The following is a 25,398-nucleotide window of genomic DNA, read 5'->3' on the forward strand; positions in this document are numbered from 1 at the left end:
CCTCGCTCCTCTTTCTGGGTGGTTCGCCTCCGGGGCGCCACGGCCGGTGTCGCGGCCCGGCCGTACCGGCCGCGGGCCCTCGGACGGACGCCGGTGGCTCACCCGGGTCCGTCGCCGGACCCGTCCGGAACCGCGTGCACCGCCTGAGGCCCGCGGGCGCCGGCCTCCACGGCGCGAGCCGTCCGCTCCGCCTCGATCCCGTCGTACGCCGCCAGTGCCTCCCGGGCCGCCTGCCGGGCGCTGTCGGCGAGTTCCGGCGGCGAGACGATCCGGCCGTCCCGCCCGAGCCGCAGGGCCAGGCGCCGGAGCGACGCCGGATCGGGGGTCCGCAGGGTGATACGCAACCCGCCGTCCGGGAGCTCATCCGCACTGTCGTGCGGGTAGTACTCCGCGACCCAGCGGCCGCCGGGCCCGACCTCGACCACGACCTCCGGGTCCTCGGCCGCGGGCTGCACCAAGGCCTCGGACAGGTCCCTCAGCTCGATCTCGGGCGGCGCCGACGGCTCGTCCAGGATCTTGATCTCGGCCACCCGGTCGAGCCGGAAGGTGCGGCGCGCCTCGGAGCGGCGGCACCAGGCCTCGACGTACGTGTGCCCGACGCTGACCAGGCGGATGGGGTCGATCTCCCGCTCGGTGACCTCGTCGCGCGCCGGCGAGTAGTAGCGGATCCACAGCCTGCGGCGCTCGGCGATCGCCCGGTCGACGTCCGCGAAGACGCCGCCCTCGGACTCGAAGGTCACGGACAGACGCGAACTGGCGCCCGCCGCCTCACCGGCCGCGGTCTCCACCTTGGCCGTCGCCCGCAGCAGTGCCTGCCGGTCACTCTCGCGCAATCCGGGGAGCGTGGAGACCGCCCGGGCGGCGACGAGCAGGGCCGTGGCCTCGTCGGCGGCGAGCCGGAGCGGCTCGGCTGCCTCCGCCGCCAGGGCGGCCGGGTTGTGCCACCAGATGCGCTCACCGTCGGTGTCGATGTCGAGCAGGTCGCCGCCGCGGAAGCTGGTGCCGCACATGGGCAGCACGTCCAGGTCGGAGACCAGCTCGTCCTCGCTGATGCCGAAGGCACGCGCGACGTCCTCGACCCGGGCTCCGGGGCGCTCCTTCAGATACGTCACCAGCGAGAGCATCCGCCGGGTCTGGTCGATGGCGTTCACGGGCCTGACCGGTTTGCCTGCCACTGTTTCCGCTCCCCCTCAGCCCTTGGCCACGGCCCGCAGCCGGTCCACCACGTCGGCCCGCAGCTCGGCGGGCTCCAGGACGACCACGTCCGGTCCGAACTCCACCAGCCAGGCGTCCAGCCCGTGGCCGTACGGAATCTCCAACTCGTCCCAGCCGTCGCCGAGTTCCCGGACGGCGGTGGCTTTCGCCCGAAGGGGGTAGCCCGCGCCCGCACGCAGCCGGATCCGCGCCGAGCGGTCGGCGATCTCCCCGGCCCAGCCCGCCACGGTCTCCCGGACGGTGACGACGTCCGGCACGGGAGCGGTGTAGCGCCCGCCGCGCGAGCGGACCTTGCCGGTGATCCGCGACAGCCGGAAGACCCGCTCGGCGCCCCGGTCGCGGTCCCAGCCCGCCAGGTACCAGTGGCCCCGCCAGCACTCCAGCGCCCACGGCTCGACGTGCCGCTGCTCGGGGTGGGCGGCCGAGGCCTTGCGGTAGTCGAAGGCGACGGGCCGGCGGTCCCGGCACGCCAGCATCAGCGGCTCGAAAGCGGCCTCGTGCACGGGGATGCGCGGCTCCAGCGCCCCGTGCGACCCGTACGGGTCGACGTCCTCGGGAAGACCGGCCGCGCGCAGCTTTTGCAGGGCGCCGCTGGCCGCTCCGGCGAGCCGGGCCTGCTGCCACACCTTGGCGGCCAGCCCGAGGGCGGCGGCCTCCTCGGCGTCCAGGGTGATGGGCGGCAGGCGGTTGCTGTCCCGGCGGGCCATGTAGCCGATCTCGCCGTCGAGGCTCTCGACGGTCTCGATGACCAGCCCGAGCTCGCGCAGATCGTCCTTGTCGCGCTCGAACATGCGGTTGAAGGAATCATCGGAGCCGGACGCGCCGTTGCCCGGCCCGAAGGCCTCGACGTAGGCCTCGATGGAGTCGCGCAGCTCACGCTTGCTGAGCGGCCGCCGGGTCCCGAGCAGACACAGCGCCAGATTCATCAGCCGCTCCGCCTTGGCAATGGCCATCGACGCGCTTCGCCTCCCTATGGTGCTTACGAGCGATGACCGTACCGCCACACGGTGGCACGGCAAAAGCCGAGGGCCCATGCCCGAACAGGCATGGGCCCCACATGATCGAGTCTGTTCGGAGCTTGTTCAGACCCCGAGCAGGTCGACCACGAAGATCAGCGTCTCGCCCGGCTTGATCAGAGGGGACGGGCTCTGGTTGCCGTAGGCGAGGTGCGCGGGGATGGTCAGCTGGCGGCGGCCGCCGACCTTCATGCCCTGCACGCCCTGGTCCCAGCCCTTGATGACCCGGCCGCCGCCCAGCGGGAAGCGGAACGGCGTGCCGCGGTTCCAGCTGGCGTCGAACTCCTCGCCGGTGCTGAAGGAGACACCCACGTAGTGCACGGTGACGGTCTGGCCGGCCTGCGCGACCGGGCCGTCGCCCTCCCAGATGTCCTTGATCTCGAGGTCCGCCGGGGGCTCGCCGCCCGGGAAGTCGATCTCGGGCTTGTCGATGCTCACTTCATCTCTCCTTGTTACGTGACCTGCGTCGGGAACAGTCTCACAGAACGGCCGGGTCAGACCGTGCCGAGGATGTCCACGGTGAAGACCAGCGTGTTCTTGGACAGCTCGCTCTGCGGGCTCGCGCCGTAGCCGAGCGAGGGCGGGATCACCAGCAGCACCCGGTCGCCCACGTGCTTGCCGACGAGGCCCTTGTCCCAGCCTGCCACCACGGAGCCGTTGCCGATCTGGAAGGCGGTGGCGCCGCCGTGGTCCCAGGAGGAGTCGAACTTCTTGCCGTCCTCCCACTTGACGCCGGTGTACTGGGCGATGAGCCCCTGGCCGGCCTCGACCTTCTTGCCGTCGCCCTTGATCAGCACCTGCTCCTTGAGGTCCTTCGGAGCCTTCTCCCCCTTGGGGACGGTGATGACCGCGGCCTTCTGCGACGGGGACTTCACCTCCGGCATGCCCGGCTCGGAGGGCGCCTGCTCACCCTTGACCTCGGCCTTGGTGTCGACGCTCGCGGCACCGACCGGGTCGACCACCCAGATCAGCACGTCCTTGGCGGAGATCCCGGAGGAGGTGTTCAGGCTCTGGCCGATCAGATCGCCCGCGGTGCCCTGCACCAGGATCCGGCTGCCGGGCTTCTTGCCCTTCACCGCGTCGAGGACCTTCTCGGGGAGCTGCTGGCTCGGCTTGCCGATCTGCTCGATGGACTGCCGGCGGGGAGCCTTGTCACCCGTCGCGCCCGCGGCCCAGGTGCCGCCGAGCTCCTGGCCCCCGTCCCACTTCTCGACGGTCCAGTCCAGGCGGACGAAGTCGGAACCCTTGATCGGGGTCCCGCTGCCCGCCGAGACCGTCTTGACCACGGTCTCGTCGGACGGCTTGCCGTCCTTGGGCACGGAGATCTCGGGCTTCGCCCCGACCTTCCCCTTGATCTCGGCGACGCCTCCCGCCGTGTCGCCGTTGTTCCCGTCGTCCGATCCGCACGCGGCGGTGAACAACAGGGCGGGAACGGCCAGCAACGCGGCCACGCGTCGTTTCGTGTTGTAGTTCATCAGTCCAACTGGGATCGGTGGTGTGGGGGCAATGTCCGCCACTCTACGGCGTACCCGCTCCGCACCCGCCTCACCGCGCGACACGGCCCCGCCCGGGCCGCTGAGGAACGGCCGGACACGGCCGGGAAAAGACCGATGCCCGGAGGTGTGAAAACCCCCGGGCATCGGCTTCTCGCACTGGCCGGCGCCGGCTCACATTCCGGCGATCAGCTTCTCCACCCGGTCGTCCACGGAACGGAACGGGTCCTTGCACAGCACGGTCCGCTGTGCCTGGTCGTTGAGCTTGAGGTGGACCCAGTCGACCGTGAAGTCACGGCGCTGTTCCTGGGCCCGCCGGATGAAGTCGCCGCGCAGCCGGGCCCGAGTGGTCTGCGGCGGGACGGACTTGCCCTCGAAGATCTTCAAGTCGTTGCAGATACGGGCCGCCTGGCCCTTCTTCTCGAGCAGGTAGTACAGGCCACGACGGCGGTGGATGTCGTGGTAGGCGAGGTCTATCTGCGCGACCCGCGGATGCGACATGGTCATGTTGTGCTTGGCGCGGTACCGCTCGATGAGCTTGTACTTCATGACCCAGTCGATCTCGGTGCCGATGCGGTCGAGGTCCTCGGACTCGATCGCGTCCAGGGTGCGGCCCCACAGCTCCAGGACCTGCTCGACGGTACCGGTGCGGATGCCCCGGCGCTCGCAGAAGTCCAGGGCCTTCTCGTAGTACTCGCGCTGTACCTCCAGGGCCGAGGCCTCACGTCCGCTGGCCAGGCGCACCTTGCGCCGGCCGGTGATGTCGTGACTGACCTCGCGGATCGCCCGGATCGGGTTCTCCAGGGTGAGGTCCCGCATCACCGTGCCCGCCTCGATCATGCGCAGCACCAGGTCGGTGGCGCCGACCTTGAGCAGCATGGTCGTCTCGGACATGTTGGAGTCGCCCACGATGACGTGCAGGCGGCGGTAGCGCTCGGCGTCCGCGTGCGGCTCGTCACGCGTGTTGATGATGGGCCGGGAGCGGGTCGTCGCCGAGGAGACGCCCTCCCAGATGTGCTCGGCCCGCTGGCTGACGCAGTACACGGCCCCGCGCGGCGTCTGCAGCACCTTGCCGGCACCGCACAGCAACTGCCGTGTGACCAGGAACGGAATGAGAATGTCCGCGAGCCGGGAGAACTCCCCGTGCCGGGCCACCAGATAGTTCTCGTGGCAGCCGTAGGAGTTGCCCGCCGAGTCGGTGTTGTTCTTGAAGAGGTAGACGTCGCCCGCGATTCCCTCCTCGTGCAGGCGTCGTTCGGCGTCAACCAGGAGTCCTTCGAGAATGCGCTCGCCTGCTTTGTCGTGGGTGACCAGTTCGGTCACGTTGTCGCATTCCGGTGTCGCGTATTCCGGATGCGATCCCACGTCGAGATAGAGGCGGGCGCCGTTTCGCAGAAAGACATTGCTGCTGCGGCCCCATGACACGACACGGCGGAAGAGGTACCGCGCCACCTCGTCAGGAGACAGGCGGCGCTGTCCCCTGAACGTGCACGTGACGCCGTACTCGTTCTCCAGCCCGAAAATGCGGCGGTCCATGAGGGAACATTACGCCCGATCCCCTGAACTGAAACGGGGTTCGACGGCACGGTTTGGATCATTTTCCGAACCGGCCGCAACAACCGCTCCCTGGCCGGGAGCTGCGACTACCCGCCCTGTGGCGGTCAAAACCAGCAGGGACACGCCACCCGCGACGGCCGGCACCGCGAAGCCCCACAGAGCCCCGCCCGTCTCGACCACCGGCCCCGCGACGCCCGTTCCGACCGAGTGACCCACCGTGAACGTCGTCACCAGCCAGGAGAACGCCTCCGTGACCGTGCCGCGCGGGGCGTGCCGGTCGACCAGGACGAACGCACAGGCGATGGCGGGCGCGAGGAAGACCCCGGCGAGCGCGGTGAGCGCCACCATGGGCACGGCGTCCGGCATCAGCATCAGCGGGAGGTAACACACCACCAGAAGAGCCACCAGCACCCGCAGTCGCCGCGCGGGCTCACCCGCCCACTGCCGGGCGCCGTAGACGGTGCCACCGACCAGGGCCCCGAAGCCCAGGGCCGCCATCAGCCAGCCGTACACGGCGTCTCCGCCGTGGTCGTCCGCATAGGGCACCGACGCGACCGTGATGGACCCGAGCGCCATCCCGATGAACAGGAACGCCGCAAGCAGCGCGAGCAGTCCCGGCGAGCGCAGCGCGCCGAGCCAGTGCGCCTCCCGCGGCGCCGACCGCCAGGCCCGCGAGGGCTCCGACACCACGACGGACAGCGCCCCCAGCACCCCGACCACGTTCAGCACGAGCAGCGCGGCCTGGGCCGACCACAGGGACACGCACAACGTCACCAGCAGCGGCCCGACGGTGAACATGATCTCCTGCGCCACGGCGTCCATGGCGTACGCCGTGTGCACCTGGTCCTCCCGCCGCAGCACGGACGGCCACAGCGCCCGCAGCCCGCCCTCCAGAGGCGGTGTGAAGAGCCCGGCACCGGCCACGGCGGCATAGGCGAGCGGCAGCGACCCGAGGCCGGAGAAGGCGAAGACGGCCATCGCCAGCCCGGACAGCACGGCAGCCGGCAGCTGCACACGAGGCTGCCCCCGCAGGTCGACGATCCTGCCCAGCACGGGCTGCCCCACCGCATTGGCGACGCCGTAGACGGCCGCCAGCGCCCCCGCCAGGGTGTACGTACCGCCCTCGGCCCGGACGAACAGCACGATCGCGATGGGGGCAGTGGCGCAGGGCAGCCGGCCCACCAGCGTGCCGACCAGCAGCCGGGCGGCGTGTCGCGCCCGGAGGATCTCCAGATATCCCGTGGCCATGTCCCCGCCCTAGGTTTTACGTATAACGTCGGCTTCCATACGTACCATGTCCGCTGTTCACGAGTCCAGACGAAGGAGCAGCCCGACGGTGGCACGAGGCAGCACACGCCCCACGAGCCGGGACGTCGCCCAGGCCGCCGGCGTCTCCCAGGCGGCCGTCTCCCTGGTCCTCGGCGACAAATGGCGCGGCCGCGTCTCGGAGGCCACGGCCGAGCGCGTCCGCGAGGCCGCCCGCGACCTGGGCTACCGCCCGAACCTGGCCGCCCGCAACCTGCGCCTGGGCCGCACCCGCACCGTCCTCCTCGTCGTCCCGGCCCTCACCACCGAGTTCTTCGCCGGCGTCTACACGGGCGCCGCCCGCGTCGCCGCCGAGCACGGCTTCGGCGTGGTCCTCTACCCCTCCCCCGAAGGCATCGGCCCCGCCCGCGACCCCTTCGCCTCCGCACAGGCCGCACTGGACGGCGTCATCGCCTCCTCCATGGCCGCGGACGCCCTGACCGCCATCCGCGGCGAGGCGCTGCCGCTGGTGATGCTGGACAGCGACCCCCACGGCAGCCTGGGCGCGGCGACGGTCAACCTGGACATCGCCGACGGCGTCCGCCAGGCCGCGGACCACCTACTGGCCCTGGGCCACCGCACCTTCCTCCACCTGGCAGCGGACGTCCCCTCCTGGACCTTCGAGATCCGCGCCCGGGAGCTGGCGGCGAGGCTGTCGGAGGTACCGGGCACGTCGATCCGCACGGCCCACTCCCCGATCTCCATCGAGGGAGCCGTGGCCGCCGCCGAAGCCGGCCTCTCGGCTCCCGGACCCCGCCCCACCGCCGTGATCTGCGACGACGACCAGCTCGCCGCCGGCACGTACAAGGCGGCCCGCCGCCTCGGACTGCGCATCCCGGACGACCTGTCGGTCACGGGCATCGACGACCTGGCCCTGGCCACGGCCATGGACCCGGAACTGACGACGGTTCGCCTGGACGCGGAGCTGTTCGGTGAGCGGGGCATGGGGGCCCTCCTGGCGGTCCTGGAGGGCCGCGAGCCCGAGAGTGGGGACATCCCGGTCCAGCTCGCCGTACGAAGCTCTACGGCACCGCCTCGTTGACTGTGCCGCTGCGTCGGTGCTGAAGGCGGGTGGGTCCGCAGCCCGGCGTAGCGGGGTGCCGCCTGCGCCCACCCTCCCCCAAGCTCTCGGCTTCGCTCGAGCAGGGGGGACCCCCATCGCCCCCAGCGGCACGCATGCCCGCAGCCAGGCGGGACGAGCCCGCACCCGCGTACGGCGAGAAGGGGACGTGTCGGGGGGTGTCCGCCCGCAGCGGTTGGCGCGTCAACGCCAGTCAGTCGGTAAGTGGGTCCATCGCGCCGTTCCGAGGACGGACACCCCCGACGCGGCCCCGACCCACCCCCGGCGGAAGGCGCAAGCACCCGCGCCCCCGCACACAGCGACGCGCCCCGGCCACAAAACCGCCGGCCAGGGCGCGTCACACCACGTAAGAACTACTCGGCGTCCTCCGACGCCCCCTCCGCCTCACCGCCGGCGGCCCCCGCATCGAGCAGCCGCGACAGCTGCCGCCCGCTGATCCGCTTGAACTTCCGCTTCTGCGGACGCGTACGGTCCAGCACCGCGACCTCCAGCCGCTCCGCGGGAATCTCCCGCTCACTGCCGTTGGTGTCCCGGGACAGCGCCTGCACCGCCAGCTTCAGCGCCTCCGCGAGCGTCATGCCCTCCTGGTGCCGCTGATCCAGATAGCTGCTGATCTGCTCGGCGTTGCCGCCCACCGCGACCGAGCCGTGCTCGTCCACGATGGAACCGTCGTGCGGCAGCCGGTAGATCTGGTCACCCTCGGGCGTCTCCCCGACCTCGGCGACGACCAGCTCCACCTCGTACGGCTTCTCCGCCGCGCTGGAGAAGATCGTGCCCAGCGTCTGCGCGTACACATTCGCCAGACCCCGGGCCGTCACGTCGTCACGGTCGTAGGTGTAACCGCGCAGGTCGGCGTAGCGCACACCACCGATCCGCAGGTTCTCGTACTCGTTGTACTTGCCGGCGGCCGCGAAGCCGATCCGGTCATAGATCTCGCTGAACTTGTGCAGCGCACGGGACGGGTTCTCGCCGACGAACACGATGCCGTCGGCGAACTGCAGCACGACCAGGCTGCGACCACGGGCGATGCCCTTACGGGCGTACTCCGCCCGGTCGGCCATGGCCTGCTGGGGTGAGACATAGAACGGCGTCGACACCGGTTATCCATCCCTCTCTTGAAGATTCCGTCGGTTCACTGGACCACCCTCACGAAGACGATCGCCGCTACAGCAGCGCGGCCCGCGGCCCGTCGGGCTGCTCCAGCCGCCGCTCCAGGATCGAGCGTGCGATCTCGGACGCCTCGGTCTCGGTGAGCCGGCGGAAGCCGTCGTCGGTGATCACGGTGATGATGGGATAGATCCGGCGGGCGACATCGGGACCGCCGGTCGCCGAGTCGTCGTCAGCCGCGTCGTAGAGCGCCTGGACCACCAGCGTCGTGGCCTCGGCCTCACTGAGGTCGTCCCGGAAGAGCTTCTTCATGGCGCCGCGCGCGAAGATCGACCCGGAGCCGGTGGCCGCGTAGTTCTGCTCCTCGGAGCGGCCGCCCGTGACGTCGTAGGAGAAGATGCGGCCCCTGTCGCGGTCCACGTCGTACCCGGCGAACAGCGGCACCACGGCCAGGCCCTGCATGGCCATGCCGAGGTTGGAACGGATCATCGTCGACAGCCGGTTCGCCTTGCCCTCAAGGGACAGCTGCGCGCCCTCGACCTTCTCGAAGTGCTCCAGCTCCAGCTGGAACAGCTTCACCATCTCCACGGCCAGGCCCGCCGTGCCGGCGATGCCCACCGCCGAGTACTCGTCGGCCGGGAAGACCTTCTCGATATCCCGCTGCGCGATGACGTTGCCCATGGTGGCCCGCCGGTCACCGGCGAGGACCACACCGCCGGGGAACGTCACGGCGACGATCGTGGTCCCGTGCGGTGCCTCGATCACGCCCTGGGTGGGCGGCAGTTGCCGATTGCCGGGCAGGATCTCCGGCTGGTGCTCGGAGAGGAAGTCCATGAAGGAGGAAGACCCTGGCGTCAGGAAGGCAGCCGGTAGACGCCCGGTGCTACGAGTGTTGGCTTCCACGCGATTCCTTCCAAGTAAGCGGCGGCCCGGCGGACGGCGTCGGGATCGTCTCCCAACTTGCCGATGGCCGAATTGCAGTTGAAGCACAGTACGCCACGGACCCTACCCGTCTTGTGGCAGTGATCCACATGGGCGGCCGGGGCCTTTAGGCAGATGATGCAGAGCCCCATCTGGGAGGCGACCATGTCGTCCCGCTCGGCTTCGGTGAGGCCGTAGTGGCGCTTCAGGTGACCTGCACGACCCTTCACCGCCTTGCAGGCTTTACAGAGGGTCGCCAGGCCGTCCGAAGCGCTACTGTTCCGCGTCCACTCACTGTGCGGCTTGATCTCACCACAGGTGCGGCAGTACTTATGCCCTTCGGGCACCTCCACCCTGGGCCGAACGTTGCGCCCCTTGGCCACCTGCCTCTGCTGGTGGTAAGCGGCCGCACATTCTCGGCAGTAAGCCTGCAAGCCGTCACGCATGGACTTGTTCTTGGCGAACGCTGCTCGCGGCTTCTGCTCCTTGCACCGCGAGCAGCGTCTCACGCCTTCTTCATTCAGCAAGCCGAACATCCCCCAAAGCCTTCGATTCGAAGGCTACTGGCCGCCTTTCTGAACGAAACTTCGAACGAAGTCCTCTGCGTTCTCCTCGAGTACGTCGTCGATCTCGTCCAGAACCGAGTCCACGTCGTCGCTCAGCTTCTCCTGACGCTCCTTGAGGTCCTCGGAGGCCTGCGCGTCCTGCGCCTGCTCCTCGACCTCCTCGGTGGACTTCGTGGCCTTCTGCTGTCCGCCGCCGGTGTCCTTGGTCGCCATATCCCTCACCCCGCTCGGTTCGCCCGACACAGTTGCTCGGTCAAGATCAGACCCTACTCGCCGGGTCTGACAATGGCCCCGCAGTTGCTCCAACGTACGGGGACCACCTCGATGATTCCCGGACCAGGGACTTTCCACCCTGTCCGGCTGGTTACGGACGAGTACCCGTTCATCGGGGTCACCCGCCCGACAGGACCCTGACCAGGTCTTCCGCGGTGCGGCAGCGGTCCAGGAGCTCCTTGACGTGATTACGCGTTCCGCGAAGCGGTTCCAGGGTTGGGACGCGCTGGAGCGAGTCCCGGCCCGGCAGATCGAAGATCACCGAGTCCCAGGAGGCCGCCGCGACGTCGTCGGCGTACTGCTCCAGGCAGCGGCCGCGGAAGTACGCCCGGGTGTCCTCCGGCGGCACCGTGCGGGCCCGCTCGACGTCGGCGTCGGTCAGCAGCCGCTTCATGCGGCCGCGGGCCACCAGACGGTTGTACAGGCCCTTCTCGGGCCGCACGTCGGCGTACTGGAGGTCGACCAGGTGCAGTCGCGCCGCGTCCCAGTCAAGGTTGTCCCGGCGCCGGTAGCCCTCCATGAGCTCCCGCTTGGCGACCCAGTCCAGCTCTCCGGCCAGGCTCATCGGGTCGTGCTCCAGACGGGTGAGGGTGTCCTCCCAGCGGGACAGGACGTCCTTGGTCTGGTCGTCGGCGTCGGCCCCGAACCGCTCCTCGACGTACTTGCGCGCCAGCTCGTAGTACTCCATCTGCAGCTGGACCGCCGTGAGTGTGCGGCCGCTGCGGAGGGTGACCAGGCGCTTGAGGGACGGGTCGTGCGAGACCTGGTGGAGGGTGCGGACGGGCTGGTCGACGGCCAGGTCGACGGCGATGAAGCCGTCCTCGATCATCGACAGGACCAGTGAGGTGGTGCCCAGCTTGAGGTAGGTCGAGATCTCCGACAGGTTCGCGTCGCCGATGATCACGTGCAGGCGCCGGTACTTCTCGGCGTCCGCGTGCGGTTCGTCGCGGGTGTTGATGATGGGGCGTTTGAGTGTCGTCTCGAGGCCGACCTCGACCTCGAAGTAGTCGGCCCGCTGGCTGAGCTGGAAGCCGTGCTCGTGCCCGTCCTGGCCGATGCCGACGCGGCCGGCTCCGGCGAAGACCTGGCGGGAGACGAAGAACGGCGTCAGGTGGCGCACGATGTCCGAGAAGGGGGTCTCCCGCTTCATCAGGTAGTTCTCGTGCGTGCCGTAGGACGCGCCCTTGTTGTCGGTGTTGTTCTTGTACAGGTGGATCGGCTGGGCACCGGGCAGCTGGGCGGCCCGTTCCGCGGCTTCGGCCATGATCCGTTCGCCGGCCTTGTCCCAGAGGACGGCGTCCCGGGGGTTGGTCACCTCGGGGGAGCTGTACTCGGGGTGTGCGTGGTCGACGTAGAGCCGTGCACCGTTGGTGAGGATCACGTTGGCCAGGCCGATGTCCTCGTCGGTGAGCTGGCTGGAGTCGGCGGCCTCGCGGGCGAGGTCGAAGCCTCGCGCGTCCCGCAGCGGGTTCTCCTCCTCGAAGTCCCATCGGGCCCGGCGGGCCCGGTGCATCGCGGCCGCGTAGGCGTTCACGATCTGGGACGAGGTGAGCATGGCATTGGCGTTGGGGTGGCCGGGGACGGAGATCCCGTACTCCGTCTCGATGCCCATTACTCGCCGTACGGTCATGCGGCCCTCCTTGCCCGGCGGCACCCTCGGTCGTGGGCGCCACTCAGATACCGCTGGCGCTCGGTTGCGTGTGCGGTGCCCGTCCCCGCACTGCGCGACTCGGCGGTACGCAAGAGCCTAGAACGCCTTTGCGCTGGTGGGGAGATCATTTGCGTCATTGCGTTGCTCCAGCCGTGGCCTGAAAAACAGTCGGCTGCGGGTACCCGCCGAGGGCACCCGCAGCCGCCCTGCCTTTTACAGGTACTGACCGGTGTTCGCCACCGTGTCGATGGAGCGTCCGGTGTCTGCGCCCTGCTTTCCGGTGATGAGGGTGCGGATGTACACGATCCGCTCGCCCTTCTTTCCGGAGATTCGGGCCCAGTCGTCGGGGTTGGTGGTGTTCGGCAGGTCTTCGTTCTCCTTGAACTCGTCCACGCAGGCCTGGAGGAGGTGGGAGACGCGGAGGCCCTTTTGGTTCTTCTCGAGGAAGTCCTTGATCGCCATCTTCTTGGCGCGGCCGACGATGTTCTCGATCATGGCGCCGGAGTTGAAGTCCTTGAAGTAGAGGACTTCCTTGTCACCGTTGGCGTAGGTGACTTCCAGGAAGCGGTTCTCCTCGGACTCGGTGTACATGTGTTCCACCGCTGTCTGGATCATGCTCTGGACGGTGGTGGCCTTGCTGCCGCCGTGCTCTCCGAGGTCGTCGGAGTGCAGGGGGAGGCGCTCGGTGAGGTACTTGCCGAAGATGTCCTTCGCCGCCTCGGCGTCGGGACGCTCGATCTTGATCTTCACGTCCAGGCGGCCGGGCCGCAGGATGGCGGGGTCGATCATGTCCTCGCGGTTGGAGGCGCCGATCACGACCACGTTCTGCAGGCCTTCCACGCCGTCGATCTCGGCGAGCAGCTGGGGGACGATGGTGTTCTCCACGTCCGAGCTGACACCGGAACCACGGGTGCGGAAGAGGGACTCCATCTCGTCGAAGAAGACGATGACGGGCGTGCCCTCGCTGGCCTTCTCACGAGCACGCTGGAAGACCAGGCGGATCTGCCGCTCGGTCTCGCCGACGTACTTGTTCAGGAGCTCGGGGCCCTTGATGTTGAGGAAGAAGCTCTTGCCGGCGGCCTGGCCGGTGACCTCGGCGACCTTTTTGGCCAGCGAGTTGGCGACGGCCTTGGCGATGAGTGTCTTGCCGCATCCGGGGGGTCCGTAGAGCAGGACCCCCTTGGGCGGGCGCAGCTCGTGCTCCTTGAACAGGTCGGGGTAGAGGTACGGCAGCTCGACCGCGTCGCGGATGGCCTCGATCTGGCCGCCGAGACCGCCGATCTGCTCGTAGCCGATGTCGGGGACCTCTTCGAGGACGAGTTCCTCGACCTCGCTCTTGGGGACGACCTCGTAGACGTATCCGGAGCGGGGCTCCAGGAGCAGGGCGTCGCCGGGGCGGATGGTGACGTCCAGCAGCGGCTCGGCGAGCCGCACCACCCGCTCCTCGTCGGTGTGCCCGAGCACCAGGGCCCGCTCGCCGTCTTCGAGGATCTCCTTGAGGGTGACGATGTCGCCTACGCGCTCGAACTCCATGGCCTCGACCACGTTGAGCGCTTCGTTGAGCATCAGTTCCTGGCCGCGCCGGAGCTCTTCGAGCTCGACGCTGGGGCTGACGTTCACCCTGAGTTTGCGGCCGCCGGTGAAGATGTCGGCGGTGCCGTCCTCGTTGGCCGTCAGGAAGACACCGAAGCCGGCCGGCGGCTGTGCGAGCCGGTCGACCTCCTCCTTGAGGGCCACGATCTGGTCGCGGGCTTCACGGAGCGTGTTGGCAAGTCGCTCGTTCTGCGCGGACACGCCGGCCAGGTTGGTCTGCAGCTCGACGATCCGCTCTTCGAGAATCCTCGTGTGTCGCGGAGAGTCGGCGAGCTTGCGTCGCAGGACGGCGATCTCCTGCTCAAGGTAGGCAATCTGCCCGGCCGGGTCGTCGGACCCGCGTCCCGGGCGGATGCCGCGGTTCATGTCGTCGTCGTGGGCTGCCACGGTCCTCACCTCCTCCAAGGGGAGCTGGACGCTTCCAGACCCTACCTGGGCGGGTGTCGATTGAAACCCCTAGATCACAAAGACGGTCGGGGTGTGTCCGATCTTCACCCTTGCGCTCTCCCTCACGCCAGGGGAATACCCAGCGAACATGATTGGAACCCAGCCGGAGGTAGGGTCGAACTGTTCAACACCCGCCGGAGCTGGCCGGATTCCCGATGTGGCTCGGCGGAGAAACGGCAGGAGAGATGAGCGTGCAGCAGGTGGCCGGGGCCGATGGTGCGGAGCTGGAGGTCTGGATCGACCAGGACCTGTGTACCGGTGACGGCATCTGCGCCCAGTACGCGCCGGAGGTGTTCGAGCTGGACATCGACGGTCTGGCCTATGTGAAGAGCGCCGACGACGAGTTGCTTCAGGACAAGGGGGCGACAACGCCCGTTCCGCTGCCGCTTCTCACGGACGTGATCGACTCCGCGAAGGAGTGTCCGGGCGAGTGCATCCATGTGCGGCGGGTTTCGGACAGGGCCGAGGTGTACGGACCGGACGCGGAGTGACCACTTCTCTACGTTCCGTTACTGCTGTCTGATATCTCACACGCGCCGTCGCAGGGGCCTCAGACGCTGCGGGCGCCGGCCGGGGCCGAGCGGACGAACGAGCCGCTGTGCCAACGCCATTTCGCGTCGCTCTTCACGTCGGGGCAGCAACGCGGTACGTCGGTCGAGGAGTAGCCGAGGAGCGTGGCCGTGACGGCGCCGCCGGAGACGGCGAAGTCGGTGACGGTGGTGCCGTCCTTGGGGTCCAGCAGGGTGGCGACGACGCGCGGCTTGCCGCCGTCGGCGCCGCGCGTGAGGACGTACACGCCGTCGGGCGGGGTGCCCATCGGGGAGTCGCAGTGGACGACGGCCACCGTCTCGGGCCGGCCGTCGCCGTCGAGGTCTCCGGAGGCCTTCTTCTTCACCACGGCCTTGACCGGGCCGCACTCGACCGGGAACGTCACGGCGGCCGGGTCGGGTGGAGTCGTGTGCGCCGGAGCGCTCTTGGTCTGTGGGGCGGCCGGCTGGGCCGCTGTCGCCGCGCCGGGCTGGAGGACGGAGGAGAAGGCCACGACGCCTGCGACGGCTGTCGCGGTGGCGAGCCAGTGGATGGGGCGGGTGTGGGTGTGGGCGAGCTCCGGGACGGCGGAAGACTGCACTAGGAGGGTCTCCTGAGGCTGTGCCGGTGGGGTGGCTGCATGGTGCCACACGTCACAGCGCGAGGGAACGGCGGGGTGTGCGCGTCTCCTGCCGGGGAAGTCAGAAGGGTTACGGTTCCTGCCGCTGTGTCAGCGGGCCGGTGTGGGCGGGGCGTGTGCTGCGGCGGCTCCTGGCCGCTGGGGCCTTCTCGGCAGGTCAATGGCGTTCCGGCGGGGTTCACCCGGGGCGGCAACGCAGAGGCGCCGTGGCGGAGTTCCGGTACGGGTCCGGGAACTCCGGCACGGCGCCGGTGCGTTGGATGTGGTGGCGGGCTTGCCTCAGCGGCCGGAGCCGCCGTCGGCGTTGGGGCCCGCGTAGTCCTCGCCGTAGGCGCCCTTGGCGGGGCGGCGGCGGCGCATGGGCGGCTCGACGCCGTCGGCGAGGCGGCGGGCGGTGAGCAGGAAGCCGGTGTGGCCGATCATCCGGTGGTCCGGGCGGACGGCCAGGCCCTCGATGTGCCAGTTGCGGATCATCGACTCCCAGGCGCTCGGCTCGTTGAAGCTGCCGATCTCGCGGATGGACTCGACGGTCCGGGCGAGCTGGGTGGTGGTGGCCACGTAGCAGCACAGGATGCCGCCGGGGACGAGCGCCTTGGAGACGGCCTCCAGGCATTCCCAGGGGGCGAGCATGTCGAGGATGACGCGGTCGACGTCGGCGTCGGACAGGTTGTCCTGGAGGTCGCCGACGGTGAGCTGCCAGGCGGGGTGCGGGCCGCCGAAGTAGCGTTCCACGTTCGCCTGGGCGATCTCGGCGAAGTCCGCCCGGCGCTCGTAGCTGTGCAGCATGCCCTGGTCGCCGATGGCCCGCAGCAAGAAGCTGCTGAGCGAGCCGGAGCCGACGCCCGCCTCCACGACGCGCGCGCCGGGGAAGATGTCGGCGAAGGCGAGGATCTGCCCCGCGTCCTTGGGGTAGACCACGGCGGCGCCGCGGGGCATGGACAGGACGTAGTCGGGGAGCAGGGGGCGCAGCGCGAGGTAGGCGACGTTCCCCGTGGTACGGACAACGCTGCCCTCGGGAGCACCGATCAGTTCGTCGTGGGGGAAGGAACCCTTGTGGGTGTGGAAGTTCTTCCCGGCCTCGAGCGTGAACGTGTAGTGGCGGCCCTTGGGGTCGGTCAGCTGAACCTGGTCCCCGACCTTGAAGGGCCCGCGCCTGCGGGCGGCACCGGTCGGTTCGGACATGTGACCAGCCTACCGGCCCCGGAGAGGGCCTCCGACCACTCGGGCGCCAGAGCCTAGGACGGCCTCGCCATCGCTTTCACGAAGGCGCGCTCCACGTCGGCCGCTGACAGGACGCCGTAGATCGCGCCGGTCTCCTCCACCACCAGGTATTCGGTGGCCGGGGTGGCGCGCAGGGCGTCCAGGAGTTCCTCGCCGGACAGTTCCGCTGAGATGCGCATGCCGTCGGTGAGGTCCTGGGCGAGGCCGCTGACGGCGACCCAGGGGCGGCGGTGCTCGGGCACGCCCGCGATGGCGGCCTCGCGGACGAGGGAGAGGGGCTGGCCGTCGGCGTCGACGACGACCAGGGCGCGGGCCCCGGCGGCGTTGGCGCGGCGCAGGGCCTCCGAGAGCGGGGTGTCGGTCTCGACGGGGACGGCGCGGCGGGTGAGGGCCCGGGCGCGCAGCTCGGGGAGGTGCTCGCGCAGGCGCGCCATGCGCAGGCTGTTGCCCGCGCCGGTCCAGATGATCGCGGCGAGGATCGCGGCGAGCAGGGCGTCCAGGACCGTGTCCATGCCGACGTTGTCGGCGGCGTCGGTGCCGAGGGCGCCGGACTGGGTCAGCAGGGGCAGTCCGATGAGCACGGAGACGGCCAGGGCGCGGCCGACCCAGGCGGCGGCGATGGTGCCCTTCATCGGCTTGCCGGTGATCTTCCAGACGACGGCGCGGAGCATGCGGCCGCCGTCGAGGGGGAGGCCGGGCAGGAGGTTGAACGCGGCCACGATGAGGTTGGAGATCATCAGGCCCGCGAGCAGGACGCCGGGGACGGTGCCGGGTTCCACGGTCTGCGCGGCGCCGTAGAAGGCGCCGGCGAGGACGAGGGAGAGCAGGGGGCCGACGAACGCCAGGATGAATTCCCGGCCGGGGGTCTCGGCTTCCTTCTCGATCTCGGAGACGCCGCCGAAGAACTGGAGCTGGATGCGGCGGACGGGGAGTTTGAAGCGGAGGGCGGCGACGGTGTGGGCCAGTTCGTGGACGAGCACGGAGGCGTAGAAGGCGACCGCGAAGAAGAGGGAGACCAGGTAGCGGGCGGCACCGAGCTCGGGCAGCACGCGCTCCAGCTGTCCGCCGAACACCCAGGTGATCAGCGCGGCGACGAGGAACCAGCTCGGTGCGACGTACACGGGCACGCCGAAGGGCCGCCCCATGAGCAGCCCGCCGCGGGGCTCCGGGCGCTGGGGAGCGGGGCCCTTGCCGTCGGCGGAGTGGGCGAGGGGCCGGTCGCCGGGGGCGGGGGCGTGAGTGCCGGGTCGGTGGCTCGGGTGGCCGGGGGCGGAGGGCTGCTCCCGGTGAGGCGCATCGCCGGCGCCCGGGGCGTGGCCCGCGGCCGGGGCCTTGCGCAGCGGGTCAGCCTCGGGCCGGCCGGGGGCGGGCGCGGCGTGCGGGCCGCCCGCGTATGCGCGGTCGGGGTGCGTGCCGGCCTCCGGCGAGCCGCCACGGTCAGCCTCGGCGGGGGCCGACGGTGCCGGCGCTGCGCCGGCATCACCGGCTGCCGCGCGCGGGCCATCGGCGTAGGCACGGTCCGGGTGCGTGTCCGCCGCCGGCGAACCGCCACCGGCGCTCTGGGCGGGGGCCGGCGAGGCAGCCGCTACGTCGGTGTCACCGGCTGCCGCGCGCGGACCGTCGACATGGGCGCGGTCCGGCTGCGGGCCGGCCTCCGGCGAACCGTCACCTCCGGCCTCGGCGCGGTCCGGGCGCGGGCCGGCCTCCGGCGAACCCTCACCCCCTCCGGCCTCGGCGTGGGCCGGTGCCGTGTACGGGCCGTCGGAGTGCGGACTGGCCTCCGGCCCACCGTCACCGGCGCCCTCGGCGCGGGACGGCGTCGACCGCGGCGACTCGGCGGCAGCGGCGCGGGCGGGCCCCGCGTGCGGGCGGTCGACGTCGGCGCGGTCCGGGCGCGGGCCGGCCTCCGGCGAACCGTCACCGGCGCTCCCGGCGGGAGCCGGCGCGTCGGCGCGGGTGGGTGCGGCGTCGGGAGTCCGCGGGTCCGGCGCAGCGTCGGCGTGGGGCCGGGGCGGCGCCGTGTCGTTCCCCGGGATGTGCGGAGGGTTTGCCGGTGTGGCGCCAGGCACTGCCGGGCCGGCCGGCTCTACTCCCCGCGTGGGCCGCTCGGGAGCGGGGTCGTGCTGGTCCGTGGGCTGCTCGGGGGCGGGGCCGTGTTCGTCCGTGGGCTGTCCGTCGGCGGGGGCCGGGTCGGTGGCCCGGGGCGGGAGCCCCTCGTGGCGCTCGGCCGACTCGTCGTTGCCGGACCGCGGCTGCCCGCGCCCGCCGCTCTCGTCCACCGGTGTCCCCTCGTCGAAGCGTCTCCCGCGCCTGCCGGACGGGAGGGTCTCGAGTCGATGGTATGCGGCCGTCGAGGTGCGTTCCGCCCCGGCACCCCTGTGTTTCCCGTACGTCGACCTCCCCTCCCGGGTTCCCCCACGAACGCGGCTGGGTCACTGTCAGTGGCGGGCCGTATGGTCTGGGGCATGGAGACGAGCAGCGAGGGCGCGGCGGCGTCCGGGAGCAGTCCTGCCGCGGCGGCGGATCCGTCGCTTCCGGCGGGGCCCGCGCAGGCGGCAGTGGACACGGCGGCGGAGGCGCGGACGGTGGCGGAGGCGGCGGCCGAGACCGCCGCCGTGAGCGACCTCGTGACGGGCTCCGCCGCCATACCGCCCGCCTCGCTGTCGCCCTCACGTGCCAGTGACTTCATGCAGTGCCCGCTGCTCTACCGCTTCCGGGTCATCGACCGGCTGCCGGAGAAGCCGAGCGAGGCGGCGACCAGGGGCACCCTGGTGCACGCGGTCCTGGAGCGGCTCTTCGACGCCCCCGCCGCCGAGCGCACGCCGCCCCGGGCGAAGTCGCTGATCCCGGGCCAGTGGGACCGGCTGCGCGAGACGCGGCCGGAGGTCGTGGAGCTGTTCGCCGACGATCCGCAGGGCGAGCGGCTGGCGCGCTGGCTGGGCGAGGCGGAGCAGCTCGTCGAGCGCTGGTTCACCCTGGAGGACCCCAGCCGTCTGGAGCCGGCCGAGCGGGAGCTGTTCGTCGAGGCGGAGCTGGAGTCCGGGCTGCGGCTGCGCGGCATCATCGACCGGGTCGACGTGGCGCCCACGGGTGAGGTCCGGATCGTCGACTACAAGACGGGGAAGGCGCCCAGGCCGGAGTACTCCGAGGGCGCCCTGTTCCAGATGAAGTTCTACGCCCTGGTGGTGTGGCGGCTGAAGAACGTGGTCCCCCGGCGGCTCCAGCTGGTCTATCTCGGCAGTGGCCAGGTGCTGACGTACGACCCCGTCCTCGCCGATCTGGAGCGGGTGGAGCGCAAGCTGCTGGCACTGTGGGAGGCGATCCGGCTGGCGACCGAGACGGGCGACTGGCGGCCGCGCCCCACGAAGCTGTGCGGCTGGTGCGATCACCAGGCCCACTGCCCGGAGTTCGGCGGCACTCCCCCGCCGTACCCGCTGCCGGTGGGCGCGGCTGAGGTGCCGGCGCGGCCCGGTGAGGGCGGCTGAGTCCGGCGGGCCCGTGCAGGGCAGAATGGGGCCGGACTAGCGAAGGAGACTCACGTGGCCATCCGCGTCCTACTGGTCGACGACCAGCCGCTGCTGCGCACCGGCTTCCGGATGATTCTGGAGGCGGAGCAGGACATCGCGGTCGTCGGGGAGGCCGGTGACGGACTGCAGGCACTCGACCAGGTGCGTGCGCTACAGCCCGATGTGGTTCTGATGGACATTCGCATGCCGCGGATGGACGGTGTGGAGGCGACCCGGCAGATCACCGGGCCCGGGCGGGACGGCCCGGCGAAGGTCTTGGTGCTGACCACCTTCGACCTCGACGAGTACGTGGTGGAGGCGCTGCGCGCCGGTGCCAGCGGGTTCCTGCTCAAGGATGCGCCGGCCAACGAGCTGGTGCAGGCCATCCGGGTCGTCGCGGGGGGCGAGGCGATGCTCGCGCCGAGCATCACCCGCCGGCTGCTCGACAAGTACGCCACGCATCTGCCGTCGGGGGACGAGCCGGTGCCGGACGTGCTGCACACGCTCACCGACCGCGAGGTCGAGGTGCTGAAGCTGGTGGCGCGCGGGCTGTCGAACGCGGAGATCGCCGCCGACCTCTTCGTCAGCGAGACCACGGTCAAGACGCACGTCGGGCATGTGCTGACCAAGCTGGGTCTGCGCGACCGCGTGCAGGCGGCGGTGTACGCGTACGAGAGCGGGCTGGTGCGTCCCGGCGCGCAGTAGCGGCCGGGAGCAGGTACGCGAGAAGGGCGCCCCCCGCGAGTGGGGGGCGCCCTTCTGGGCTCCTGAGCGTCAGGCGTCCTTGCTGAAGCTCCCAGAAAGCGTCAGGCGTCCTTGCTGAGCTCCCAGAAGCGGAAGACCGTCGAGGCGTCGAGGCAGTACTCCAGGCCGTAGACGCCGTCGCGGACGACCGCGTACTGCTTGGCCTGCCAGACCGGCAGGACGGGGAGTTCGTCGGCGACGATGTCCTGCAGTTCGCCGTACTCCTTGTCGGTGGCGGCCCGGTTGGTCAGGGCAGCGGTGCGCGGGATGAGCGAGCTGGTGATCGTGCCGTTGTCGTAGTTGTTGTTCAGCACGTTGCCCTTGCCGAAGAAGGGGGCCGTGAAGTTGTCGGCGTCCGGGTAGTCCGGCACCCAGCCCTTCACGTAGACGCCGTACTTGCCGGCGGCGATGTCCTTCTCGTACTGGGCGAACGGGACGGACTTGACGCTCGCGTCGAACAGGCCGCTGGCGTTGAGCTGGCCGGCGATGGCGTTCAGCTCCTGGTCGGTGGCGGGGCCGTAGCGGGAGGGGGTCGACCAGAGGGTCAGCTTCACCTTGCCGGTGATGCCGTCCTCGCGCAGGGCGGCCTGGGCCTTGGACCGGGAGGGGCGGGCGCCGTAGGTGTCGAAGAAGGCCGTGTTGTGGCCCGCGATGCCGGCCGGGATGATCGAGTACAGCGGGGTCGCGGTGCCCTGGTAGACGTCCTTGATGAGGGCTTCGCGGTCGAGCAGGTGGGCGATGGCCTTGCGGACGCCGAGCTTGCCGGTGACCGGGTCGTCCATGTTGAACACCAGGTGCTGGACCTCGGCGCTGCTGCCCTCGACGACCTCGACGCCGGTGCCGTCGTCGGCCTTCTCCGAGTCGGCGATGTCGCCCGCGGTGAGACCGCGGTAGGCGATGTCGACGTCCCCGTTCTGGATGGCCTGCTTCAGGGCGGTCTGGTCGCCGTCGAAGAACTTGAGCGTCACGCCGGTGTTGCTCACCTTGGCGGTGCCCTTGTAGTTCTCGTTGACGGAGAAGACCGCCTGCCCGTCGTCGAACGAGTCGAGCTGGTAGGGGCCTGAGCCCACCGCCTCGCCGTCCTTGCGGAGGCCGTCGGCGTCGTACTGGGTGTGGTCGACGATGGAGCCGGCGCCGGAGGCGATCTTGCTCGGGAAGGTGGCGTCGGCCGTGTTGAGGCGGAAGACGACCGTCTTCGCGTCCGGCGTCTCGACCTTGTCGAGCATGGGGAACATGATCGCGGGCCCGTCGGGGTCGTTGATCTTCAGCATGCGGTCGAAGGAGAACTTGACGTCCTCGGAGGTGAGCTCGTCACCGTTGCTGAACTTGAGTCCGTCCTTCAGCGTGCACTTGTAGACCGTGGTCTGCGTGTCGGTGAACGCGCAGCTCTCGGCGGCCTCGGGCTGCGGTTCCGTCGCGCCCTTGGGGAAGCTGAGCAGGGACTGGAAGACGTTGTTGAACAACAGCCAGGAGCCGGGGTCGTAGCCGGAGGCCGGGTCGGTGGCCAGGACGTCGTCGGACATCCCCACCACCACGTTGGAGCCGTCCCCCGCGGAGTCCCCGCTCTCCGTTCCACAGCCGGTCAGCAGTCCGGAGGCGAGGCCCGCCACGATGGGCAGGACCGGCCACTGGTTGCGTATGTTCACGTGTGTGCCTTGTCGTCGGTTCTCGAGAACTCCCGGAGCGTCTCCCTGGCTCCGGGGCACGGCTCCCCGGGGCCGCGGTCACAGGCCCCGGGGATCCAGCGGGTGCGTCAGCCGCTCACGCCCCGCCCGAGCTCCCACAGCTGGAGCGTCGAGGCGGAGTTGAGCGCGTAGGCGGTACCCGTGATGTCGTCGCGTGCGGCGACGTACTGCTTGCCCTGCCACAGCGGCAGCACCGGCACGTCACCCGCGACGATGTCCTGAATGTCCGTCAGGCTTGAGGAGGCGGACAGCCGGTCCGCCTCACGGCGGGACTCCGGGATCAGGGTGTTGCGGATCCGGCTGTTGTCGTACGGCGAGCCGAGCGTGTTGTCGGCGTCGAGGAACGGCGCGAGGAAGTTGTCGGCGTCCGGGAAGTCCGGGAACCAGCCCATGCCGTAGACGTCGTACTCGCCCTTCTTCTCAGCCGGGCGGAAGGTGTCCCACGGGGTGCCCTTGATGCCGACGTCGAACAGGCCGCTGGAGTTCAGCTGGTCGCGCAGGACCTCGAACTCCTTCTTGGTGGCCGGGCCGTAGTGGTCGGTCGTGTAGTGCAGGGTGAGCTTCACCGGGGTGGTGATGTTCGCCTGGCTGAGCAGGGAGCGGGCCTTGGTGACGTTCGGCTCGCCGTACTTGTTGAAGAACGAGTTGGAGTGGCCGGTGACGCTGGCCGGGACCAGCGAGTACAGCGGCTCGGCCTGGGAGCCGTAGACCTTGGAGACCAGCGCGCTGCGGTTGACGACCTGGGCCATCGCCTGGCGTACGGCCTTGGACTTCACCGTGGGGGCGTCGGTGTTGAAGCCTAGGTAGCGGATCTCCAGGCCGGGCATCTCGACGAGGTCGACGTCGGTGTCCGCGTCGCCGGAGAGCTCGCGGATCTGATCGGGCGACATGGTGCGGGTCATCAGGTCGATGTCGCCGTCGTCGAGGGCCTTGCCCATGGCGTCGGCGTCCTTGTACGAGACCATGTCGACCTTGTCGTTGTTCACCTCGAGGGCCCCCTTGTACTCGGGGTTCTTGGTGAACTCGGCCTTGACCAGCTCGCCGTCCTCGACGTCGGCCTTGAGGGTGTACGGGCCGGAGCCCTCCAGGTCGAAGCCGTCGCGCAGCTTGTTCTTCGGGTAGTCCTCGGGGTCGACGATGCCGGCGACGGGGGTCGACAGCTTGTACGGGAACGTCGCGTCGGCGGTCTTGAGGTGGAAGATGACCTCGCGGTCGCCCTGCGTCTCGACGGTGTCGATGGTGGACAGCAGTGCGAACACGCCGCTGTCGGCCTTGAGGGAGCGGGCGCGGTCGATGGAGTACTTCACATCGGCCGCGGTGACAGCGTTGCCGTCGGCGAACTTCAGGCCGTCGCGCAGGGTGCAGGCGTAGCGCTCGTTGCCGGTGTCGGTGAAGCCGCAGCGCTCGGCGGCCTCGGGTACCGGCTCGCCCTCGCCGCGCGGCTGGATCATCAGGGTCTGCACGGTCTGGCGCAGGATGTTCCAGGTGCCGACGTCGTAGGCGTACGCCGGGTCGAGGGGCGCGGGGGCGTCCTTCGAGGCGGTGAACCGGTCCGTGGTGCCGACGACGATCGCGCCGCTGTCGCCGCTCCCGCTGTCGGACCCGCCGCAGGCGGCGAGCACCGGCGCGAGCAGGCCGATCACGGCCGGCAGCACCAAAGTCTTGCGGTTCATGCTCGAGTTTCTCCAGAGCTGTCGACTCCGTGTACCCGGCATGCAGGGGTGGCGCAGCGGATCACGGAGGTGGGGCGATGTTCTCGCATCGAGATTAGTCCGGACCGGCAGGAGGGTTCGCAGCCACCGGAGTTGAGCACCCATCACGCTGCGGAACCAGGCGCGGACAGACCGAAAACCCGACAGTGGAAGCTTTGGTGCAGCGTTCCACCAATCGGGACACAAGGGCGCGCCGATGGCCCCCCGGAGGGGGTGCGCAGCACATGACGGGTCGACTGTCGACCCCGGTTCGCGTGGGGAACGTCACACGCGTAAACGGGTTCGGGGGCACGGGAATTCGATCGTCGGGAGGGGGTCGAATTCGTCTTCGGAATTACCGCCCTAACCTCGCTGCACGCTGGGTGAACGCCTAGCGCATTTCCGTCATCAGCCCGTGCAGAAATGTCAGGTCGACCTCTTCGAGGGAGGTGACGACCGTGCGGCGCAGGGCCGGGGCGATGGGGGCCACGGAGGGCACGGCCACGACCTGGCAGCCCGCGGCCTCGGCGGCGGCGACTCCGGTGGCGGTGTCCTCGATGACGGCGCACCGGGCCGGGTCCGCGCCGAGCCCCGCGGCGGCGGCGAGGTACGGGTCCGGGTGGGGCTTGGTGCGTGGCACCTCGTCACCGGCCACCGTCAGGCTGAAGTGGTGGGCTCCGAGCGAGGTCAGGACCCGGTCGATGATGCGCCGGTGGGAGGCGGAGACGAGGGCGGTGGGGATCTCGTACTCGTACAGCTCGGCGAGCAGCCGTCCGGCGCCCGGCATCAGCGGCAGGGCGCTGTCGATGCGGGCCTCGAAGCCGTTGTTCAGGAGCACGGTGAGCTCGTCGAGGGGGATGTCGGCGCCGGTGGCCTCGATGAGGAAGCCCGCACTGCGGGTCATGGGGCCGCCGACCACGACATGCCGCCAGGACTCGTCGAGGGTGTGGCCGAGGGAGGCGAAGACCTCGACCTCGACGTCCCACCAGAAGCCCTCGGTGTCCACCAGGGTGCCGTCCATGTCGAGCAGCACGGCTTGCAGAGCTGAGCCTTCGGCCGTAAGGGTGCCGAGCGCGGGGACCGTACTGGTCATCCACGTACCTCCTTGAGGGACGTTCAGGCCGGTTCCCAGGAGGGGAACCGGCCTGCGGTGGACCG

22 protein-coding genes are annotated in these 25,398 nt (G+C 70.3%); 4 read left to right on the forward strand and 18 right to left on the reverse strand.

Annotated elements, in window-relative coordinates; genetic code table 11:
* Positions 1 to 98: 98 nt before the first annotated feature.
* The 6 genes from AB0E85_RS09575 to AB0E85_RS09600 form a co-directional block, all read right to left on the reverse strand.
* Positions 99 to 1,175 (reverse strand): WYL domain-containing protein, encoded by a 1,077-nt coding sequence (locus AB0E85_RS09575; protein WP_361924342.1) that lies wholly within the window; start codon positions 1,173 to 1,175, stop codon positions 99 to 101.
* A 15-nt stretch (positions 1,176 to 1,190) separates the two neighbouring features.
* Entirely contained in the window at positions 1,191 to 2,168 is a 978-nt protein-coding gene (locus AB0E85_RS09580; RefSeq protein WP_361924344.1) for a WYL domain-containing protein, read from the reverse strand.
* Positions 2,169 to 2,297: 129 nt separating this feature from the next.
* The gene (locus AB0E85_RS09585; RefSeq protein ID WP_010045336.1) at positions 2,298 to 2,669 is read right to left on the reverse strand and encodes an FKBP-type peptidyl-prolyl cis-trans isomerase; all 372 of its coding nucleotides are present in this window, start codon (positions 2,667 to 2,669) and stop codon (positions 2,298 to 2,300) included.
* 56 nt (positions 2,670 to 2,725) lie between these two features.
* Positions 2,726 to 3,706 (reverse strand): FKBP-type peptidyl-prolyl cis-trans isomerase, encoded by a 981-nt coding sequence (locus AB0E85_RS09590; RefSeq protein WP_361924346.1) that lies wholly within the window; start codon positions 3,704 to 3,706, stop codon positions 2,726 to 2,728.
* 192 nt (positions 3,707 to 3,898) lie between these two features.
* On the reverse strand, positions 3,899 to 5,260 hold the full coding sequence (gene pafA, locus AB0E85_RS09595) for a Pup--protein ligase (RefSeq protein WP_104778656.1): 1,362 nt from the start codon (positions 5,258 to 5,260) through the stop codon (positions 3,899 to 3,901).
* A 9-nt stretch (positions 5,261 to 5,269) separates the two neighbouring features.
* Complete coding sequence (locus AB0E85_RS09600) at positions 5,270 to 6,529, reverse strand: MFS transporter (RefSeq protein ID WP_361924348.1); 1,260 nt, start codon at positions 6,527 to 6,529, stop codon at positions 5,270 to 5,272.
* 46 nt (positions 6,530 to 6,575) lie between these two features.
* On the opposite strand from AB0E85_RS09600, the gene AB0E85_RS09605 reads away from it, so the two are divergent.
* The gene (locus tag AB0E85_RS09605) at positions 6,576 to 7,628 is read left to right on the forward strand and encodes a LacI family DNA-binding transcriptional regulator (RefSeq protein ID WP_361924350.1); all 1,053 of its coding nucleotides are present in this window, start codon (positions 6,576 to 6,578) and stop codon (positions 7,626 to 7,628) included.
* Between the two features lie 392 nt (positions 7,629 to 8,020).
* Here AB0E85_RS09605 and prcA read toward each other — a convergent pair whose 3' ends face one another.
* The 6 genes from prcA to arc form a co-directional block, all read right to left on the reverse strand.
* A complete protein-coding gene (prcA, locus tag AB0E85_RS09610) occupies positions 8,021 to 8,764 on the reverse strand; it encodes a proteasome subunit alpha (protein ID WP_361924352.1) in 744 nt (247 codons plus the stop codon).
* Positions 8,765 to 8,831: 67 nt separating this feature from the next.
* A complete protein-coding gene (gene prcB / locus AB0E85_RS09615; protein ID WP_361924354.1) occupies positions 8,832 to 9,677 on the reverse strand; it encodes a proteasome subunit beta in 846 nt (281 codons plus the stop codon).
* Positions 9,629 to 10,231: an endonuclease VII domain-containing protein gene (locus AB0E85_RS09620; protein ID WP_361924356.1), complete on the reverse strand. Its 603-nt coding sequence runs from the start codon at positions 10,229 to 10,231 to the stop codon at positions 9,629 to 9,631. Before AB0E85_RS09620 ends, prcB begins: the two co-directional genes overlap by 49 nt.
* 24 nt (positions 10,232 to 10,255) lie before the next feature.
* Entirely contained in the window at positions 10,256 to 10,474 is a 219-nt protein-coding gene (locus AB0E85_RS09625; RefSeq protein ID WP_361924358.1) for a ubiquitin-like protein Pup, read from the reverse strand.
* Between the two features lie 178 nt (positions 10,475 to 10,652).
* Positions 10,653 to 12,164, reverse strand: a complete 1,512-nt coding sequence (gene dop, locus AB0E85_RS09630; protein ID WP_344517937.1) for a depupylase/deamidase Dop — start codon at positions 12,162 to 12,164, stop codon at positions 10,653 to 10,655.
* 234 nt (positions 12,165 to 12,398) lie between these two features.
* Complete coding sequence (gene arc, locus AB0E85_RS09635) at positions 12,399 to 14,165, reverse strand: proteasome ATPase (RefSeq protein WP_062925901.1); 1,767 nt, start codon at positions 14,163 to 14,165, stop codon at positions 12,399 to 12,401.
* A gap of 245 nt (positions 14,166 to 14,410) precedes the next feature.
* On the opposite strand from arc, the gene AB0E85_RS09640 reads away from it, so the two are divergent.
* Positions 14,411 to 14,716, forward strand: coding sequence for a ferredoxin (locus AB0E85_RS09640; RefSeq protein ID WP_161369720.1), 306 nt, complete (start codon positions 14,411 to 14,413; stop codon positions 14,714 to 14,716).
* Between the two features lie 59 nt (positions 14,717 to 14,775).
* Here the strand turns inward: AB0E85_RS09640 and AB0E85_RS09645 are convergent, their stop codons facing one another.
* From AB0E85_RS09645 to AB0E85_RS09655, 3 genes are all read right to left on the reverse strand, one after another.
* A complete protein-coding gene (locus AB0E85_RS09645) occupies positions 14,776 to 15,354 on the reverse strand; it encodes a hypothetical protein (RefSeq protein WP_361924361.1) in 579 nt (192 codons plus the stop codon).
* A 318-nt stretch (positions 15,355 to 15,672) separates the two neighbouring features.
* Entirely contained in the window at positions 15,673 to 16,575 is a 903-nt protein-coding gene (locus AB0E85_RS09650; protein WP_107458194.1) for a tRNA (adenine-N1)-methyltransferase, read from the reverse strand.
* 53 nt (positions 16,576 to 16,628) lie between these two features.
* The gene (locus tag AB0E85_RS09655) at positions 16,629 to 18,893 is read right to left on the reverse strand and encodes a site-2 protease family protein (protein ID WP_361924363.1); all 2,265 of its coding nucleotides are present in this window, start codon (positions 18,891 to 18,893) and stop codon (positions 16,629 to 16,631) included.
* Between the two features lie 186 nt (positions 18,894 to 19,079).
* Here AB0E85_RS09655 and AB0E85_RS09660 point away from each other — a divergent pair, with 186 nt between their 5' ends.
* Both AB0E85_RS09660 and AB0E85_RS09665 read left to right on the forward strand, forming a co-directional pair.
* On the forward strand, positions 19,080 to 20,099 hold the full coding sequence (locus AB0E85_RS09660) for a RecB family exonuclease (protein WP_361924365.1): 1,020 nt from the start codon (positions 19,080 to 19,082) through the stop codon (positions 20,097 to 20,099).
* Between the two features lie 54 nt (positions 20,100 to 20,153).
* Positions 20,154 to 20,825: a response regulator transcription factor gene (locus AB0E85_RS09665; RefSeq protein WP_062925905.1), complete on the forward strand. Its 672-nt coding sequence runs from the start codon at positions 20,154 to 20,156 to the stop codon at positions 20,823 to 20,825.
* Between the two features lie 101 nt (positions 20,826 to 20,926).
* Here the strand turns inward: AB0E85_RS09665 and AB0E85_RS09670 are convergent, their stop codons facing one another.
* The 3 genes from AB0E85_RS09670 to AB0E85_RS09680 all read right to left on the reverse strand — a co-directional run bounded on the left by AB0E85_RS09670 (position 20,927) and on the right by AB0E85_RS09680 (position 25,333).
* Positions 20,927 to 22,510, reverse strand: a complete 1,584-nt coding sequence (locus AB0E85_RS09670; protein WP_361924368.1) for an ABC transporter substrate-binding protein — start codon at positions 22,508 to 22,510, stop codon at positions 20,927 to 20,929.
* Positions 22,511 to 22,617: 107 nt separating this feature from the next.
* A complete protein-coding gene (locus tag AB0E85_RS09675; RefSeq protein WP_361924370.1) occupies positions 22,618 to 24,222 on the reverse strand; it encodes an ABC transporter substrate-binding protein in 1,605 nt (534 codons plus the stop codon).
* 409 nt (positions 24,223 to 24,631) lie between these two features.
* Positions 24,632 to 25,333 carry an HAD family phosphatase gene (locus AB0E85_RS09680; protein ID WP_361924372.1) on the reverse strand — a complete coding sequence of 234 codons (702 nt, stop codon included), beginning with the start codon at positions 25,331 to 25,333 and terminating at the stop codon, positions 24,632 to 24,634.
* Between the last annotated feature and the right edge of the window lie 65 nt (positions 25,334 to 25,398).

The organism is Streptomyces sp. NPDC029044, from assembly GCF_040637495.1.
In the GTDB taxonomy this organism is placed as follows: Bacteria; Actinomycetota; Actinomycetes; order Streptomycetales; family Streptomycetaceae; genus Streptomyces.

What these genes read in the sequence shown, in the direction of transcription:
- AB0E85_RS09580 (WP_361924344.1), bottom strand. Translation starts at nt 2,168, where the DNA reads ATGGCCATTGCCAAGGCGGAGCGGCTGATGAATCTGGCGCTGTGTCTG.
- AB0E85_RS09590 (WP_361924346.1), bottom strand. Translation starts at nt 3,706, where the DNA reads ATGAACTACAACACGAAACGACGCGTGGCCGCGTTGCTGGCCGTTCCC.
- pafA (WP_104778656.1), bottom strand. Translation starts at nt 5,260, where the DNA reads ATGGACCGCCGCATTTTCGGGCTGGAGAACGAGTACGGCGTCACGTGC.
- AB0E85_RS09600 (WP_361924348.1), bottom strand. Translation starts at nt 6,529, where the DNA reads ATGGCCACGGGATATCTGGAGATCCTCCGGGCGCGACACGCCGCCCGG.
- AB0E85_RS09605 (WP_361924350.1), top strand. Translation starts at nt 6,576, where the DNA reads ATGTCCGCTGTTCACGAGTCCAGACGAAGGAGCAGCCCGACGGTGGCA.
- AB0E85_RS09620 (WP_361924356.1), bottom strand. Translation starts at nt 10,231, where the DNA reads ATGTTCGGCTTGCTGAATGAAGAAGGCGTGAGACGCTGCTCGCGGTGC.
- AB0E85_RS09625 (WP_361924358.1), bottom strand. Translation starts at nt 10,474, where the DNA reads ATGGCGACCAAGGACACCGGCGGCGGACAGCAGAAGGCCACGAAGTCC.
- dop (WP_344517937.1), bottom strand. Translation starts at nt 12,164, where the DNA reads ATGACCGTACGGCGAGTAATGGGCATCGAGACGGAGTACGGGATCTCC.
- AB0E85_RS09640 (WP_161369720.1), top strand. Translation starts at nt 14,411, where the DNA reads ATGAGCGTGCAGCAGGTGGCCGGGGCCGATGGTGCGGAGCTGGAGGTC.
- AB0E85_RS09650 (WP_107458194.1), bottom strand. Translation starts at nt 16,575, where the DNA reads ATGTCCGAACCGACCGGTGCCGCCCGCAGGCGCGGGCCCTTCAAGGTC.
- AB0E85_RS09660 (WP_361924365.1), top strand. Translation starts at nt 19,080, where the DNA reads ATGGAGACGAGCAGCGAGGGCGCGGCGGCGTCCGGGAGCAGTCCTGCC.
- AB0E85_RS09675 (WP_361924370.1), bottom strand. Translation starts at nt 24,222, where the DNA reads ATGAACCGCAAGACTTTGGTGCTGCCGGCCGTGATCGGCCTGCTCGCG.
- AB0E85_RS09680 (WP_361924372.1), bottom strand. Translation starts at nt 25,333, where the DNA reads ATGACCAGTACGGTCCCCGCGCTCGGCACCCTTACGGCCGAAGGCTCA.